Source organism: Lysinibacillus sp. NPDC092081, assembly GCF_044755845.1.
In the GTDB taxonomy this organism is placed as follows: domain Bacteria; phylum Bacillota; class Bacilli; order Bacillales_A; family Planococcaceae; genus Lysinibacillus.
The window spans coordinates 575,488-591,638 of the sequence record NZ_JBIVRU010000001.1 but is presented as its reverse complement, the minus strand read 5'-3'; the positions used below and the strand labels follow the sequence as shown (position 1 = coordinate 591,638).

At 38.8% G+C, this 16,151-nt stretch carries 13 protein-coding genes, 1 pseudogene and 2 riboswitches; of the genes and pseudogenes, 13 read left to right on the top strand and 1 reads right to left on the bottom strand.

The annotated features are described in order from the left end of the window. Nucleotides 1–15: 15 nt before the first annotated feature. The 12 genes and pseudogenes from ACIQLB_RS03095 to ACIQLB_RS03040 form a co-directional block, all read left to right on the top strand. Nucleotides 16–204 (top strand): hypothetical protein, encoded by a 189-nt coding sequence (locus ACIQLB_RS03095; protein WP_400720744.1) that lies wholly within the window; start codon nt 16–18, stop codon nt 202–204. 358 nt (nt 205–562) lie between these two features. Then, nucleotides 563–2,107: a tRNA (N6-isopentenyl adenosine(37)-C2)-methylthiotransferase MiaB gene (gene miaB, locus ACIQLB_RS03090; RefSeq protein ID WP_400720741.1), complete on the top strand. Its 1,545-nt coding sequence runs from the start codon at nt 563–565 to the stop codon at nt 2,105–2,107. After that, entirely contained in the window at nt 2,108–2,545 is a 438-nt protein-coding gene (locus tag ACIQLB_RS03085) for a YlbF/YmcA family competence regulator (protein WP_400720738.1), read from the top strand. It abuts the gene before it with no gap. 468 nt (nt 2,546–3,013) lie between these two features. Further along, entirely contained in the window at nt 3,014–3,628 is a 615-nt protein-coding gene (gene cotE / locus ACIQLB_RS03080; RefSeq protein WP_400720736.1) for an outer spore coat protein CotE, read from the top strand. A 119-nt stretch (nt 3,629–3,747) separates the two neighbouring features. Beyond that, nucleotides 3,748–6,315 carry a DNA mismatch repair protein MutS gene (gene mutS / locus ACIQLB_RS03075; protein ID WP_400720733.1) on the top strand — a complete coding sequence of 856 codons (2,568 nt, stop codon included), beginning with the start codon at nt 3,748–3,750 and terminating at the stop codon, nt 6,313–6,315. Nucleotides 6,316–6,329: 14 nt separating this feature from the next. Next, a complete protein-coding gene (gene mutL / locus ACIQLB_RS03070; protein ID WP_400720730.1) occupies nt 6,330–8,201 on the top strand; it encodes a DNA mismatch repair endonuclease MutL in 1,872 nt (623 codons plus the stop codon). Between the two features lie 194 nt (nt 8,202–8,395). Then, nucleotides 8,396–10,042 carry a glycerol-3-phosphate dehydrogenase/oxidase gene (locus ACIQLB_RS03065; protein WP_400720727.1) on the top strand — a complete coding sequence of 549 codons (1,647 nt, stop codon included), beginning with the start codon at nt 8,396–8,398 and terminating at the stop codon, nt 10,040–10,042. A 3-nt stretch (nt 10,043–10,045) separates the two neighbouring features. Further along, nucleotides 10,046–10,960, top strand: coding sequence for an alpha/beta fold hydrolase (locus tag ACIQLB_RS03060; RefSeq protein ID WP_400720724.1), 915 nt, complete (start codon nt 10,046–10,048; stop codon nt 10,958–10,960). Further along, entirely contained in the window at nt 10,947–11,849 is a 903-nt protein-coding gene (miaA, locus tag ACIQLB_RS03055) for a tRNA (adenosine(37)-N6)-dimethylallyltransferase MiaA (RefSeq protein WP_400720721.1), read from the top strand. The genes ACIQLB_RS03060 and miaA overlap by 14 nt, the downstream gene beginning before the upstream one ends. A gap of 90 nt (nt 11,850–11,939) precedes the next feature. Further along, a complete protein-coding gene (gene hfq / locus ACIQLB_RS03050; RefSeq protein ID WP_053483204.1) occupies nt 11,940–12,170 on the top strand; it encodes an RNA chaperone Hfq in 231 nt (76 codons plus the stop codon). Between the two features lie 108 nt (nt 12,171–12,278). Next, entirely contained in the window at nt 12,279–12,581 is a 303-nt protein-coding gene (locus ACIQLB_RS03045) for a rhodanese-like domain-containing protein (protein WP_400720717.1), read from the top strand. Nucleotides 12,582–12,657: 76 nt separating this feature from the next. Continuing rightward, nucleotides 12,658–13,042 (top strand): annotated as a pseudogene (locus tag ACIQLB_RS03040) (helix-turn-helix domain-containing protein); the annotation flags it as partial. 328 nt (nt 13,043–13,370) lie between these two features. Here the strand turns inward: ACIQLB_RS03040 and add are convergent. After that, on the bottom strand, nt 13,371–14,363 hold the full coding sequence (add, locus tag ACIQLB_RS03035) for an adenosine deaminase (protein WP_400720714.1): 993 nt from the start codon (nt 14,361–14,363) through the stop codon (nt 13,371–13,373). Between the two features lie 68 nt (nt 14,364–14,431). Continuing rightward, a riboswitch (purine riboswitch) is annotated at nt 14,432–14,530 on the bottom strand. Nucleotides 14,531–14,747: 217 nt separating this feature from the next. Then, nucleotides 14,748–14,925, top strand: a riboswitch (cobalamin riboswitch). A 113-nt stretch (nt 14,926–15,038) separates the two neighbouring features. Between add and cobT the strand changes: the two genes are divergently transcribed. Next, nucleotides 15,039–16,094, top strand: a complete 1,056-nt coding sequence (gene cobT, locus ACIQLB_RS03030) for a nicotinate-nucleotide--dimethylbenzimidazole phosphoribosyltransferase (RefSeq protein WP_400720711.1) — start codon at nt 15,039–15,041, stop codon at nt 16,092–16,094. Nucleotides 16,095–16,151 lie beyond the last annotated feature (57 nt).

Here is a 16,151-nt window from a genome sequence, read left to right as displayed (position 1 = left end):
CTTCGGTGATTTTTTATGTTAGAAAGAGTGATGGATGGGTTGAGCAAAGCGACGGAAATAAACGTTGAAGAGATGGAGAGAAAAGCCAAAGCGACGGAAATAAACGTCGAAGTGACGGATAGAACCGGCAAAGTGACGGAAAGAATGGTCAAAGTGACGGAAAGAATTCAAAGCGACGGAAATAAACGTCGAAGCGACGGATAGAACTGACAAAGCGACGGTATGAAATGTCAAAGTGACGGATAGAATCGGCAAAGTGACGGAAAGAATTCAAAGCGACGGATAGAACCGTCGAAGTGACGGAAAGAATAGGCAAAGTCGTGGATAGAACCATCGAAATGATAGATAGAATTTAAGGCGACGGAAAGAACCCTCAATGTGACGGATAGCCCCCTCCCGCCACCCCTCAATCTAACGAAAATATTCATCTAGCTAAGAGTAATTAAGTCTAAACCGCGACATTTAGTACGCAAACCTTGTAGGATGTTGCAATTATTCAGTATAATAGTAAAATGGGAATTCAAATGCATGGATTTCGTTTGAAAGGAGTTACCTGATTGCGATGAATGAGGAACAACGTTTAGCTAATCAACAAGTCAATCAACCAAAAAAAGAAGACAAGCCTGAAAAGGATTATAGTAAATATTTTGAAACGATCTTTACGGCACCTTCATTAAAAGATGCTAAAAAACGTGGGAAAGAAGAAGTTAAGTACCATAAGGACTTTAACATTGCAGAAGAGTTTGCAGGAATGGGCTCAGGGCGTACTTTTTATATTCGTACGTATGGCTGTCAAATGAATGAGCACGATACGGAAGTTATGGCTGGGATTTTTATGCAGCTAGGTTATACGCCTACAGATGTAATTGATGAGGCAGATGTCGTGCTACTGAATACGTGTGCCATTCGTGAAAATGCGGAAAACAAAGTATTTGGAGAGCTTGGCTTCCTACTAAAATATAAACGTAAAAATCCAGAAATGCTGATCGGAGTTTGTGGCTGTATGTCACAGGAAGAATCCGTTGTAAATAAAATTTTAAGAAGTTATCCACATGTCGATATGGTGTTTGGTACACATAATATTCACCGTTTACCGAACATTTTAAAAGAAGCATATATGTCTAAGGAAATGGTCATTGAGGTTTGGTCTAAAGAAGGCGATGTTCTCGAGAATCTGCCGAAAAAACGTCTTGGCTCCATCAAAGCTTGGGTAAATATTATGTACGGCTGTGATAAATTCTGTACGTATTGTATTGTACCTTATACGCGTGGTAAGGAGCGTAGTCGCCGTCCGGAGGAAATTATTGCTGAAGTTCGTGAACTAGCGGCTGCGGGCTATAAAGAAATTATGCTGCTGGGGCAAAATGTCAACGCTTACGGTAAGGATTTTGAGGATATTGAATATCGCCTTGGTGATTTAATGGATGAATTACGAAAAATTGATATTCCACGCATTCGTTTTACAACGAGTCATCCACGTGACTTCGATGATCATTTAATCGAAGTTCTTGCAAAACGTGGTAACTTAGTTGAACATATTCATTTACCAGTACAATCTGGTTCAAATGATGTGCTGAAAATTATGGCGCGAAAGTATACACGTGAGCATTTCCTTGGATTAGTAGCGAAAATTAAAGCGGCTATTCCGGAAGTAACACTAACGACTGATATTATCGTAGGCTATCCTAATGAAACAGAAGAGCAATTTGAAGAGACATTATCCTTGTACCGGGAAGTAGGTTTTGAAATGGCCTTTACTTATATTTATTCTCCTCGTGAGGGTACACCTGCTGCCAAAATGGTGGATAATGTACCTGAAGAAGTGAAAAAAGAACGTCTTCACCGTTTAAATGAGGTTGTAGGGGAATACTCTCGAAAAGCATTAGAGGTCTTGAAGGGTGAAATAGTAGAAGTATTAGTCGAAGGTACAAGTAAAAAACGCGAGGATGTGTTAGCTGGCTATACTCGTAAAAATCGTCTTGTAAACTTTAAAGCACCAGCAGATTTAATTGGTCAATTAGTGAAGGTAAAAATAGTTGAGGCTACTTCTTATTCACTAAGTGGTGAGTTCGTAGAAGTAGTAAAAAATGAAAAGGTGGAAGCGTAAATGTCACAAGTATTATATACAAAAGATGATTTAATCAAGAAGTCACACGAAATTGCGCATATGATTGCCAATACGCCAGAAGTTGAATTTTTCAAAAAGGCAGAAGCACAAATTAATGAAAACCAACAAGTACGTGAGCGTATTGCAAGTCTAAAAAGCCTACAAAAGCAAGCTGTTAACTTCCAACACTTAGGGAAAGAAAAAGCGCTTAAATTAATTGAAGATAAAATCGAAAAAATCGAAGAAGAAATCAACGCGATCCCTGTGGTTCAACAATTTAAAGAATCTCAAGGTGATGTAAATGATTTATTGCAATTAGTTTCAAACACAATTGCTAACAATGTTACAAATGAGATTGTTCGCTCAACTGGTGGGGATTTACTTCGTGGAGAAACTGGCTCATATGTAGCCAATACAACACCAGGCAGCTGCTCATAAACATAATAGAAGTAATAGCTCGAATGCTAGCATTCGGGCTATTTTTATGTGTTTAACTTCTTTCAGCGGGTGTCAAAACATCTGTACCTGTCGCTACGCTTTCGGCACAAAGACATTCGCTGAAATAGAGGAACTCAGTCTAAGAACGCCACGTCCTGTGGCAATTTATCTGCGCTTTCACGCAAAAAACATCTGTTGCTGCCGCTGCGCTTTCGCACAAAAAACATCTGTTGCTGCCGCTGCGCTTTCGCACAAAAAACATCTGTTGCTGCCGCTGCGCTTTCGCACAAAAAACATCTGCTGACCTAAGCACAAAGCAGATTCCGGACGCAATTATGCCGGGGCATAATTGATTAATCAATACTCGTAGAAATTAGCGCAATTCAGACAACATAGTATGAAAAAAGTCAGTAATTCGATTCTATAAAATATATGTTCACCCAATAGGCGCTACCTGCATATGATGGAGTGAAAAGAGTCAAAGGAGGAATTGCGCTGAAACGTTTACGACAAATCGTGACGAGAGCAGTAGTTGCCAAAGGGAAGAAGAGAACGGAAGAACGTGTAACATTAAGTCCATCAAATAAACCGACGAGTATTCTTGGTTGCTGGGTTATCAATCATACTTGCTCCGCGAAAAAAGTCGGTAAATTTGTAGAAGTATCAGGGAAATTTGATGTCAATGTATGGTATGCCTATAGTAGTCATTCGAAAACAGCAGTGTTTTCTGAAACGGTGCACTATAAAGACAAAGTGAAGCTTTCTTTTAGAGAAGGCGAAGTGAGTGTTGGTGATGATGTTCGTGTACGTGTTGTTCAAGAGCCAAACTGCATAGAGGCAATCATCTCTCCATGTGGTACGAAGTTTGAAATCGTAGTAGAACGTGAGGTCGTTGTAGAGGTAATGGGAGAAACGACGATTTGTATTAGTGTGCATCCACTAGATTTCGAAGAGGAATGGAACTTTGATGAGAGCTCATCCTCGTCTTCATCTAGCTCCAGTTCCAGCTCATCGTCTAGCTCAAGTGAAGAAGGCAGGTATGTTTTAGAGTCCTCATCGTTTCCTGATGAAAGACAAAGATAATACTAAAGATTTTATACATGCGAAGCGCTAGCATCTTAAAAAAGGTGAATTAAGCGTTTCGCATGTATCTTTTGTTATAATAAAAATATCTATATGGTTAGAGTGAGGGAATTTTTAAAATGACAACATATACACCAATGATGCAACAGTATTTGCAGGTAAAGGAAGATTACAAGGATGCCTTTTTATTTTTTAGATTAGGCGATTTTTACGAGATGTTTTTTGAGGATGCTATTAATGCCTCTCAACTTTTAGAAATTACATTAACGAGCCGAGATGCTGGTGCAAAAGAGCGTATCCCAATGTGTGGTGTTCCGCATCATTCGGCAAAAAATTATATTGAAACGCTTGTGCAAAAGGGCTATAAGGTTGCTGTTTGTGAGCAAACAGAAGATCCAAAGCAAGCAAAGGGTGTAGTGAGGCGTGAAGTTGTACAGCTTATTACACCGGGTACGATCATGGAAGGTAAGTCGCTTGATGGTAAAACCAATCATTTTATTGGTGCTGCGGAGCAATTCGACGATACGACATTTGGCTACGCTTATTTAGACTTATCTACAGGTGAAGCAGTAGCCTCCTCGATTGAGGGCGACGGTAAAGCACTTTTATTGCAAATGCAAGCATACGGTATTCGTGAATTAATTGTAACGGAAAGTTTGCAACTTCTATTAGCAGAGCATGCAGTAAATGCAGGTATCGTCCTTTCTATTGAAACAGGTGAAATGACATTAGATAAAGCTGCACATTATTTAGAAGCGGTGCCAAATGATTTACAGATTGCTTGCCTTCGTTTACTGGCTTATATCGATAAAACACAAATGCGCTCTTTATCACATATTCAAGCATTTACTTACAATGAAATGAAAAATTATTTACGTATTGACTCTAGCTCAAAGCGTAATTTAGAGCTTATTCAGTCTATTCGCGGAGGCGATCAAAAGGGCACACTTTTATGGTTGTTAGATGACACTGTCACTGCAATGGGAGGGCGAAAGTTAAAGCAAAGGTTACACCAACCTCTTGCTTCACGTGCTGCCATTGAAGAAAGACTAGCAACTGTCACTGATTTATTGGAGGAATATTTTGTAAGGTCAGAACTCCAAGCCTCTTTAAAACAAGTATATGATTTAGAGCGTTTAGCTGGGCGTGTAGCTTTTGGTAATGTTGGTGGACGTGATTTAGCGCAGCTACGTGATTCATTACGTCAAGTACCTGCTATTCAGCAACAATTACTTGGTGTCAATAAAGAAACGTTGCAAAAGCTTGGCGCAGCGCTTGATATGTGTGCGGATGTAGAGGCGCTGTTAGCTCGTGCTATTACAGACAATCCACCAATTACGATTAAAGAGGGTGACGTCATTCGCGATGGCTATAATGAGCGCTTAGATGAACTTCGCTATGCTTCTCGTAATGGGAAAGATTGGATTGCACAGCTCGAGCAAGAGGAACGTATAAAAACAGGCATTAAAAACTTAAAAATCGGCTACAATCGAATTTTCGGCTACTATATTGAAATTACGAAATCTAATATCCATTTAGCTGATTTAACACGCTATGAACGTAAACAAACTTTGGCAAATGCCGAGCGTTACATTACTCAGGAGCTTAAGGAAAAAGAAGCATTAATTTTAAATGCTGAGGAAGAAAGTTTAACGTTAGAATATAACTTATTTGTGGAAATACGTGAAGAATTAAAGGTGTTTATTCCACGTGTCCAAGCGTTAGCGGCAAGCATTAGTGAGCTAGATGTGCTATTAAGCTTTGCAAGTGTTTCGGAGAAATATCGTTTTACAAAGCCTGAGTTTCATGGAGGACGTTCGTTAGAAATTATTGAAGGGCGCCATCCGGTTGTAGAGAAAATGCTCAATAAGCAAATGTATGTACCAAACGATTGTGTACTTGAGGAAAATAACAATATGATGCTTATTACTGGGCCGAATATGTCCGGTAAAAGTACGTATATGCGTCAGGTTGCACTAATTGTTGTCATGGCACAGATGGGCTGTTATGTGCCTGCTGAAAAAGCTAGATTACCAATTACAGATCAGATCTTTACACGCATCGGTGCAGCGGATGATTTAGCTGCGGGACAATCAACATTTATGGTGGAAATGTTAGAATCTCAGCACGCGATTACGCATGCTACAAAAAATAGTTTAATGCTGTTTGATGAAATTGGTCGTGGGACATCTACTTATGATGGCATGAGTCTTGCTCAATCTATGATGGAATACATCCATGACAAAATTGGAGCAAATACACTGTTTTCAACTCACTATCATGAATTAACGGCACTGGAAACGGAGCTTCCTCGACTGCAAAATGTACACGTATCTGCTACTGAAAAAAATGGCACGGTTGTCTTTTTGCATAAGGTGAAAAAAGGAGCTGCCGATAAATCTTACGGCATTCATGTAGCACAGCTTGCACAATTGCCAGAGGAAATTTTAACAAGAGCACAAATGCTACTTGAAAACTTCGAGGCTGGAAATGAAGTAACCGTGGTACAGGAGGTTGTTGAAAAGCCAGTGCAAATGTCACTATTTACGGAAGAAGAACCAGTTTCTCCAGCAGAGACAGAGGTACTTAAAAACCTAGAAAAAGTAAATATTCTGGGCACTTCACCAATGCAAGCGATGAATATTTTATACGAACTACAGCAGCAACTAGTAAACGCAAAAAAGTAAAGGAGTGATGCGCTATGGGAAAAATACAAATTATGGACGAGTGGCTGTCCAATAAAATCGCGGCAGGGGAAGTAGTTGAAAGACCAGCCTCTGTAGTTAAAGAGCTTGTTGAAAACGCCATTGATGCAGGAAGTACGTCTATTGATGTTTTTTTACTAGAAGCGGGCCTCACTTCAATTCAAGTCATTGATAATGGTAGTGGTATGGATGAAGAGGATGCATTAATATCATACTCTCGCCATGCCACAAGTAAAATTCATCAGGAGCATGATTTATTTCGAATTCGTACACTTGGCTTCCGTGGTGAGGCATTAGCTTCAATTGCATCAGTATCGAAAATGACACTCATTACATCTAATGGTGAATCAGGAACGTATTTAGAGCTTGAGGGTGGGCATGTCGCTACACATAAACCTGGCCCTTTGCGCAAGGGAACAGATATTACAGTGGCACAGCTATTTTTTAATACACCTGCTCGATTAAAATATATGAAAACAATACAGACCGAGCTTGGACATACTATTGATTTGATGAACCGTCTTGCACTCGGTAATCCACAAATTGCGTTTAGATTACTGCATAACGGTCAGCAATTGTTACAAACAAATGGACGAGGTGACGTACAACAAGTATTAGCTGCCATTTACGGTGTGCATAATGCTAAGAAAATGGTGGCATTCTCTGGAGAGTCACATGATTATAAAATATCTGGCTTCGTATCATTACCTGAGGTGACCCGTGCTTCGAAAAACTATATGTCGTTGTTTGTAAATGGTCGCTGGGTAAAGCATTATTTAGTACAAAAAGCGATTGTAGATGCCTATCATACGTATTTGCCTATTGAACGTTTTCCAATTGTCGCACTCTTTATAGAGGGTGATCCTTATTTAACAGATGTCAATGTTCATCCTGCCAAACATCAAATACGTTTAAGTAAGGAGCCTGAGCTTCTAAAGTTAATTGAGGAAACAATACGAGAGAAAATCCGCCATGTTATTCGAGTACCGCTAATGGAAAAGAAGGAGAAAGTGGTAAAGCCTGCAACGGAGCAGTTAAATATTTGGAAACCAGCACCAAAGCTTAATGTGGAGAAAATGAATGCCATTGTAGAAAAGCTTTATGATGTGCAAACTGTTCAGGAGTCGAACACATTAGAGCCTATAGTGCCAGAACCTAAATCCGTTCCTACTGTTATTGAAAATAGCTGGCAACCGACACCAGTGATAGAAGTAAATCCTCCTGAAGAAGTGAAGCTAGAGGAGCCAGTAGTGGAAATTCTAGAAGATGAGCCAGCTAAAGAACCATTCCCTGCTCTTGAAGTGGTAGGACAAATTCACGGCACGTATATCGTTGCACAAATGGAAGATGGTTTTTATTTAATTGATCAGCACGCTGCTCAGGAGCGTATTAAATATGAATTTTTCCGTGAAAAGGTCGGTCAGGTTAACCCAAATGAGCGTCAGGCTTTATTGCTTCCATTGACCTTCCATTATGCTGCTGACGAGGCTCTTATATTAAGAGAAAATAGACAGGAATTAGAAGCTGTTGGCGTATTTTTAGAGGACTTTGGACAGGCTTCATTTGTCGTGAGAGAGTATCCTAGTTGGTTCCCTAAGGGAGAAGAACAAGAAATTATTGAGGACTTAATTGAACAGGTGCTGACAACCAAAAAAGCAGACGTCAAAAAGTTACGTGAGACGGCAGCGATTATGATGAGCTGTAAAAAGTCGATAAAGGCCAATCATTATTTAACGAAAGAACAAATGGACACTTTATTGCAAGATTTACGCAATGCAGACAATCCATTTACATGCCCACACGGACGTCCAGTACTTATTCATTTTACAACTTATGAAGTGGAAAAAATGTTTAAACGGGTAATGTAGTTGTAATGCCTAACAATTTATTATAAGAATAATCAAGAGCAACATGAACAGTCCATGCTGCATAAAAGGAAATTAGAACATAATACAAATGAAGTTAAAGTTTCTATGCATAAAGTTATTACTAGCTATACCGGCTGGCATACGCAATAGAGGTTACACGTATTTTCAAATTATAGCTAATGGGGGAGAAAGGTATGTTTTCATTTGAGCATCGTCCTAAAATCATGCAGTTTTTAGAGCAATATAGCTTTGACGTTTTAGTCATTGGTGGTGGCATTACTGGTGCTGGCATTGCACTTGATGCAGCATCTAGAGGGTTATCAGTCGCTTTGATTGAGAAGCAGGATTTTTCTGCTGGCACATCAAGCCGTTCAACAAAGCTTATTCATGGTGGACTTCGTTATTTAAAGCAACTTGATGTAGGTGTAGTAGCTGAGGTTGGGCGTGAGCGTGAAATTGTTTATGACAATGCCGTTCACGTGACAACGCCTGAAAAAATGCTACTACCTTTATATAAAAAGGGCTCACTTGGACCATTTACAACTTCAATGGCATTGAAGGTATATGATCGATTAGCAGGTGTTAAAAAGCATGAACGTAGAACAATGTTAAATGCTCAGGAAACGGCAGCGCTCGAGCCTTTACTCAATCGAGATGAGCTTATTGGTGGTGGCTATTACGTTGAATATCGTACAGATGATGCCCGTCTGACAATTGAAGTGCTGAAAAAAGCTGTGGAATATGGAGCGCTTTGTTTAAATTATGCTGAGATGACAGAATTTTTATATGAGAAGAAAAAGCTTGTTGGGGTACAAGTGAAGGATCATGTTACAGGGAAAATGATCGAAGTACATGCTGCGCAAATCGTCAATGCTACTGGACCATGGGTAGATGAGGTCCGCCAAAAGGATAAAGTAGTAGATAAAAAACAATTGCGTCTCACAAAAGGGGTCCATATTGTCCTTGATCAAAAGGATTTTCCATTACGGCAAGCAGTGTACTTTGATATAGTGGATGGGCGTATGGCCTTTGCAATTCCGCGTGATGGTAAAGCCTATGTAGGGACAACAGATACAGTTTACGAGGGAGACCCTGTACATCCTGTCGCTACCCAAGAGGATGTTGATTATTTAATTGCTGCTGCAAGAACTGTCTTTCCAACTGCAAATATTTCAAGAGATACGATTGAATCGTCGTGGGCAGGCGTGCGTCCACTTATTTTTGAAAAAGGGAAGGATCCATCCGAAATTTCACGCAAAGATGAGCTATGGACGGCTCCAAGTGGACTAATGACGATTGCGGGTGGCAAACTAACGGGCTACCGTCAAATGGCAGAAACAATCGTTGATAAAATTGTGAAAACTCATAAATATAAGCACGCAAGTCCATGTGTAACACGTGAGTTATCACTTTCTGGTGCAAAAGGCATTAATGCCATCAATTTCACTGATTATAGTACTTATAAAGCTAAAGAGGGCGTTCAGTATGGCCTAAATTATGATGAAGCAAAACAGCTTGTACAAAAATATGGCACAAATGTCGATGCATTATATAACCAGGTAAAATATTTGCATGAATATGGCAGTACGATGCCCCTGGTCCTACATGCAATGCTACTTTATGGTATAGAAGCGGAAATGGTATACACACCAAGTGATTTCTTTATCCGTCGAACAGGTTTATTATACTTTGATATTGATGCGGTAAAACGTTATAAACAGCAGGTCATTCAAGTTATGCAACAACATTTTAACTATACAGAGTCACAAAGAAATACTTATGTAGCTCAACTAGAGCAAGCTATTTTAGATGCAACAAATTTTGCGGAGGAAGGAGTGTAGGCAATGCGTTATATAGAAATGTCAGATGGCCATTTTCTGTTTACTCGAACATTAAAGCCATCGAAGCCATGTATTGGTCATATTCATATTCTACATGGTATGGCGGAGCATAGTGGACGTTATGTTAAATTTGCCAATAGCCTAAATGAAGCTGGCTATGCAGTGACAATGCATGATCATCGTGGGCATGGAGAAACAGCAGCCTATAATGGCACACTAGGTTTTTTTGCTGAACAAAATGGGTTTGATCGCGTTGTAGAGGATGCACATGAAGTAGTAACATTATTGCATGAACAATTTGCAGATGTACCTTTGATTATATTTGGTCATAGTATGGGATCATTCATTACTAGAAGATATATTCAATTGTACAGCGATCAAGTAGATAATGTGATTCTTTGTGGAACAGGAAACGTTACAGCATTGCATACGATGGGGAATTTAGTAGCAAAAGTATTGGCCAAACAACTTGGTAAAGAGACGGAGAGCAAGTTGTTAAATAAGCTGAGCTTTGGTAGCTTTAATAAACAGTTCCCAAATTCCAAGACTACGTATGATTGGTTATGTTCAGCAGAGGACGAGGTACAAAAATATATAGATGATCCGTATTGCGGCTTTATTCCAACAAATCAATTTTTTGTGGATTTAACAACTGGTTTTATGTCGTTAAATCGTAAAAAAGAGATAGCAAAAACAAAAAAAGACTTACCTATATTATTGATAAGTGGTAGTAAGGATCCAGTAGGAGAACAAGGCCAAGGAGTATACTCCGTTGCAGAACAATTTGCAGCAGCGGGTATACAGGATGTAACGGTTTACTTATTTGAGGATAAGCGCCATGAAATCCTAAACGAGGACAATCAAGAGGCAGTCTATCAAGTTTTATTACGGTGGTTAGAAAAATATGATACAAGATAAATTACAGCAGGCAGAGGTCGTAGCAATTGTAGGGCCTACTGCTTCTGGGAAAACGGCACTAAGCATTGAGTTAGCAAAAAAATATAATGGCGAAATCATCAATGGTGACTCCATGCAAATCTATCGAGGCTTAGATATTGGTACAGCGAAAATTACCGAGGAAGAGATGGAGGGTGTACCCCATCATTTACTAAGCTTCAAAGAGCCCACAGAGTCCTTTTCAGTAGCAGACTATCAAAAATTAGTGCGAGCTAAAATTGCGGAAATTCAAGCGCGAGGCAAGCTACCGATTATCGTAGGGGGCTCAGGTTTATATGTGCAGGCAGTACTCTATGATTTTCAATTTACAGAGGAGCAGGTAGATGAGGCGGCACGAAAAGCCTATTATGCAGAACTGGAGAAATTAGGTCCAGAGGCAATGCATGCTAAGCTTAAAAAACTTGATCCACAAACAGCTGAGACCATTCATCCAAATAATACGCGCCGTGTTATACGAGCGTTAGAGATGATTGAGCTTAGTGGCGTTTCAAAGGCATCCGAAGCACACAATCGTGGAGAAGTTCCACTTTACAATCATGTGATTTTAGGGCTTGGGCAAAATATGTCACGTGAAGAGCTCTATGATCGTATTAACCGCCGTGTTGATATAATGATGGAAAAAGGGCTTTTTGAAGAAGTAAAAGGCTTATGGCAGCAAAATATACGAGGTGTGCAGTCAATCCAAGCAATCGGCTACAAGGAATTATATGATTACCTAGATGGAAAATGCTCTTTAGAAGAAGCCATTGACAGTTTAAAGCAAAATTCTCGCCGCTATGCGAAAAGACAGCTAACATACTTCCGTAACAAAATGGATGTATATTTTGTTAATAATGACGAAAAACTTTAATTAATTCTTAAAAATCACTAATTGCTAAATTGGTAGAATATGCTACTATAGGAATGAAGAGGTAGAAAGAGAGTATAGGGAGGCATTTTGATGAAATCAATTAACTTGCAAGATACATTCTTAAACCATCTACGTAAAAACAATGTTTTTGTAACTGTGTTTTTATTAAACGGATTTCAGTTAAAAGGAACTGTGAAATCCTATGATAATTTTACAGTATTATTACTAGATGCTGAAAGCAAGCAACATCTCATTTACAAACACGCTATTTCTACATTTGTTCCAGCAAAGCAAGTAGATTTTTTAGAGACAGACGAATAGAAACAATAGAGTAAAACAGTTAGTGTTCATGACACTAGCTGTTTTTTTGCCTTCAGGCTATAATGTAAGAGGAAATCGATATAATCGACATATTGGAGGACTACACAGATGAAAACTATGGATACAACAGAAGTATTAGAACTATTAGATGCGAACGAAGACCTATACATTATTGATGTTCGTGAAGATGATGAGGTAGCACAAGGCATGATCCCTGGTGCTCAACACATTGCTCTTGGGACAATCCCTGAGCGCTTAGGTGAATTAGACGCTTCAAAGCCATACATTATCGTTTGCAAAGCAGGCGGTCGTTCAGCAAATGCTTGTGCATACTTAGAAGCGCAAGGCTTTGACGTAACAAACCTTGAAGGCGGCATGCTTGCTTATGATGGAGAGTTAGAATTTAAATAATTATCGATTAAAACCCTCGTTTTGAACTGCTCCCCAATTGTTAGACACATCTAACAATTGGAGGTGCAGTTTTTTTATGGTCAAATATACTGCCGAAGATAAATTACAAGCTGTTGAGCGTTATTTAAGTGGAAAGGAAAGTTCCTATGATTTAGCTAAATCTATGGGGACTGATAATAAAGCAATTCTTAAATGGGCTAAGCAATATGAATACAATGGTGTGGAAGCTTTTATTCAGCCATGTACAAATTACACTAACGTTTAAAATGGATGTACTAAATTTTATGATTGAAAATGGTACGTCCTTAAACGAAACGGCAGCGATTTTTAAGATACCTGCCCCTTCAACAATTAGTGTTTGGAGAAAGCAATATGAAACTCAAGGATTAGATGCCCTTCAATCAAAGAAAAAGGGGCGTCCATCCATGAAAAAAGAATTTAATAAACAATCGAAACAAGCACATACTAGGCGCTATTCTTTTACTCGGTGCAACATTTCTGAGTGAAATAGATAAAACAAAGTTGATATCACAGCAATAAACGGACAGGAAGCTCCCGAAAGCCTTTTTGGCATTAGGGAGCTTTTCTAGCAAAGAGGAATAGAATTAGTTTTATCCTCTAAAATCCGTTTAAATATTTCAAACTCTTTTGAAGAAAGCATTCTATTTATTTTATTTTCTTCAATTTTGGGAAACCGTTTGTAACCTGAATATACTAATAATGAATATTAGCTCTTGAGTTGATCTTTCTTCTGTAATAAAAGCAATTGCTCCTACAATCTAATTTTCTTTAATATTGTGCCAAGCACCATTCTTTAGTTTCTTGGTCGGCAAAAGATGCTTCTACACTATTTAAATAAATTTGCCGATAATCTTCTTCACTTAGATTAAATTCGTTGTTCACTAAATGGATTTCTTTTGCCATTGTAGTATCTGATACTGTTCGATTATCTGTATTAAATGTCACTTTTATTCCATCTTTATGAAACTTATAAATTGGATGTTCAGAGTAATTATAAACAGCTTTCGTCTGGACATTACTTGTTGGACACATTTCAAGTACTACTTGTCTTTCTTTCACAATTTTATAAGCCTCGGCACAATCTTTAATAAATACTCCATGTCCTATTCTTTCAGCACCCAACAGTTCTACAGCCTCTAGAACGTTTTTACCAATTCCCGTTTCACCGGCATGAATAGTGACTCTGTAGCCATATTCTTTGGCTAATGCTATTGGATCTACGAATCTTTCACAGAAGCCTTCTTCTTCGGATGCGCATAGGTCAATTGCCACCACACCTTTACCAAGGAACTTTTTCCCCTTTTCAACCACCTCAAATGCGCTTTCTACAGACATCGTCCTCATGCAAGACAAGATTATATTTCCCTTTATTTCGTAACAGCTTTCAGCATCCCTCATCCCCTCTATAACAGATTGAATAACTTCTTCAACACCAAGACCTTGTAATGTGTGAAGTAACGGGGCAAATCTGACTTCTAAATATTTCACATTTTCTCTTGTTGCATTCTCAAATAGCTCAAAAGTAATTCTTCTTAAGTTCTCCTTTGACTGCATGACCAAATTAGGAAGAGAAAATCTTTTTAAATATTCATCAAGGGATTCACATTCTAACGGAGCAATCAGCTCCTTTTGCAGTTCATCCTTATCAAAAGAGGGTAACGGAATACCTTCCTTCTGTGCAATATCGATAATAGTTTCAGCCCTTAAGCTTCCATCCAAATGACAGTGTAGTTCAATTTTAGGCAATGCTAAAAAGTTCATTTTTGACCTCCTGAAATAAATTATTAGATTAAAATACAAAAAAAAAATTCCTGACTACAAAGAAAATACAAATTTTGTACTTTCTTCGTAATCAGGAATTTAGGTTCCTGGTAGAGACCCCCAAACCATATTATTGGGGTTATACGAAATACTATTGAAATCATTAACGATTTTTAATATGATAATAAAAAAAATTCGGATTGTCAACATGGTTCCTAACACCGATAAATCATTGTGTTTATTCTAAAAACATATGCATAAGAAGTGATTGCTCTAATTGAACACGTAAGTTCAGTATCTATATGTAACTCAGAAACGTTGGAAAGAAATATACAATTTCACTAATATATTGACACAAAAACCACTTTGTCGTAAATTTAAAATAATTGCATAAAAGCATTAGGTGCCCATTGCGGGAGAATAGGGAATAAAGTGAAAAGCTTTAGCGGTCCCACCACTGTAAAAGGGAGTTTCATAGAGAATAACCACTAGCATCGTTCTGGGAAGGTTCTATGAAATGTTGAAATTGAGCCAGGAGACCTGCCTATTGCTTCGATTATATAGACGATGGAAAAGTCTGTAGTTTATTTGTTATGGAATAAACTACAGGCTTTTTATTTTTTTCTCTAAATCATTCTTCGAGTAATAAGGGCAAAAAAGAAAGGGGAAATTTTCATGCAATTATTACAACAGACGATTCAAAACATTCAAAGTGCCGACCACAAAATGATGGAGAAGGCAAGAGAACGCATAGATGCACTTTGCAAGCCTCCTAGAAGCTTAGGGAAATTGGAGACCCTTGCTGTGCAACTATCCGGTATTACAGGAGACCTATTCCCTGCGATTGATAATAAAGCAATTATTGTCTGTGCTGCAGATCATGGTGTTTGTGATGAAGGGGTGACATCTAATCCGCAAAATGTGACGGTCTTTCAAACATTAAATTTCCCTAGAGGAGGAACTGGTGTCTGTGCGATCGCAAAAATTACAGATGCAAAAATTGTCACAGTAGACGTTGGCGTAAAAGAGGACATTCCGCATAATGCTGGTGTCATCATAAAAAAAATTAAATATGGAACGGACAATATGGCAAAAGGTCCTGCTATGTCAAGGGAAGAAGCCATTCAATCCATTGAAGTAGGAATTGAAGTAGCTACGGAAGAAATAAGCAAGGGGATAAATGTACTCGGGACAGGTGAAATGGGGATTGGTAATACAACACCGAGTGCTGCCATATTATCGGTTCTTCGTGAATGTCATCCGAATGAAGTGACAGGCTTCGGTGCAGGTGTTGGACCAGGGGGGATAGCGCATAAAGTAGAAGTCATTCATGATGCTATTGCATTAAATAAACCAAACCGCGATGATGCTATTGATATTCTTGCAAAGGTCGGTGGGTTAGAAATAGGAGCTATGGCTGGGGTGATACTTGCAGCTGCCGCACATCACAAACCTGTTGTTATTGATGGCTTTATTTCTACTGTTGCTGCTCTTATTGCATACGAACTCGAGCCAAACGTCAAAGACTATATCATTCCTTCTCATGCTTCTGAAGAACCAGGTGCAAAAATTGCTGCTGAAATGCTCGAAATTGAACCGATGCTACAGATGAATATGCGATTAGGCGAGGGCTCTGGTGCAGCTTTAGCCTTTCCTATTTTGGACGCAGCTTGCTCTATGATGAAAAACATGGCTACATTAGAGGAATCTATGCTGCTGTTGAAAAAGTAACTTTATTAATCTTCAGGTGCTTATTGAGCGGTGTTTGTGATAAATAAGAAATTAAAT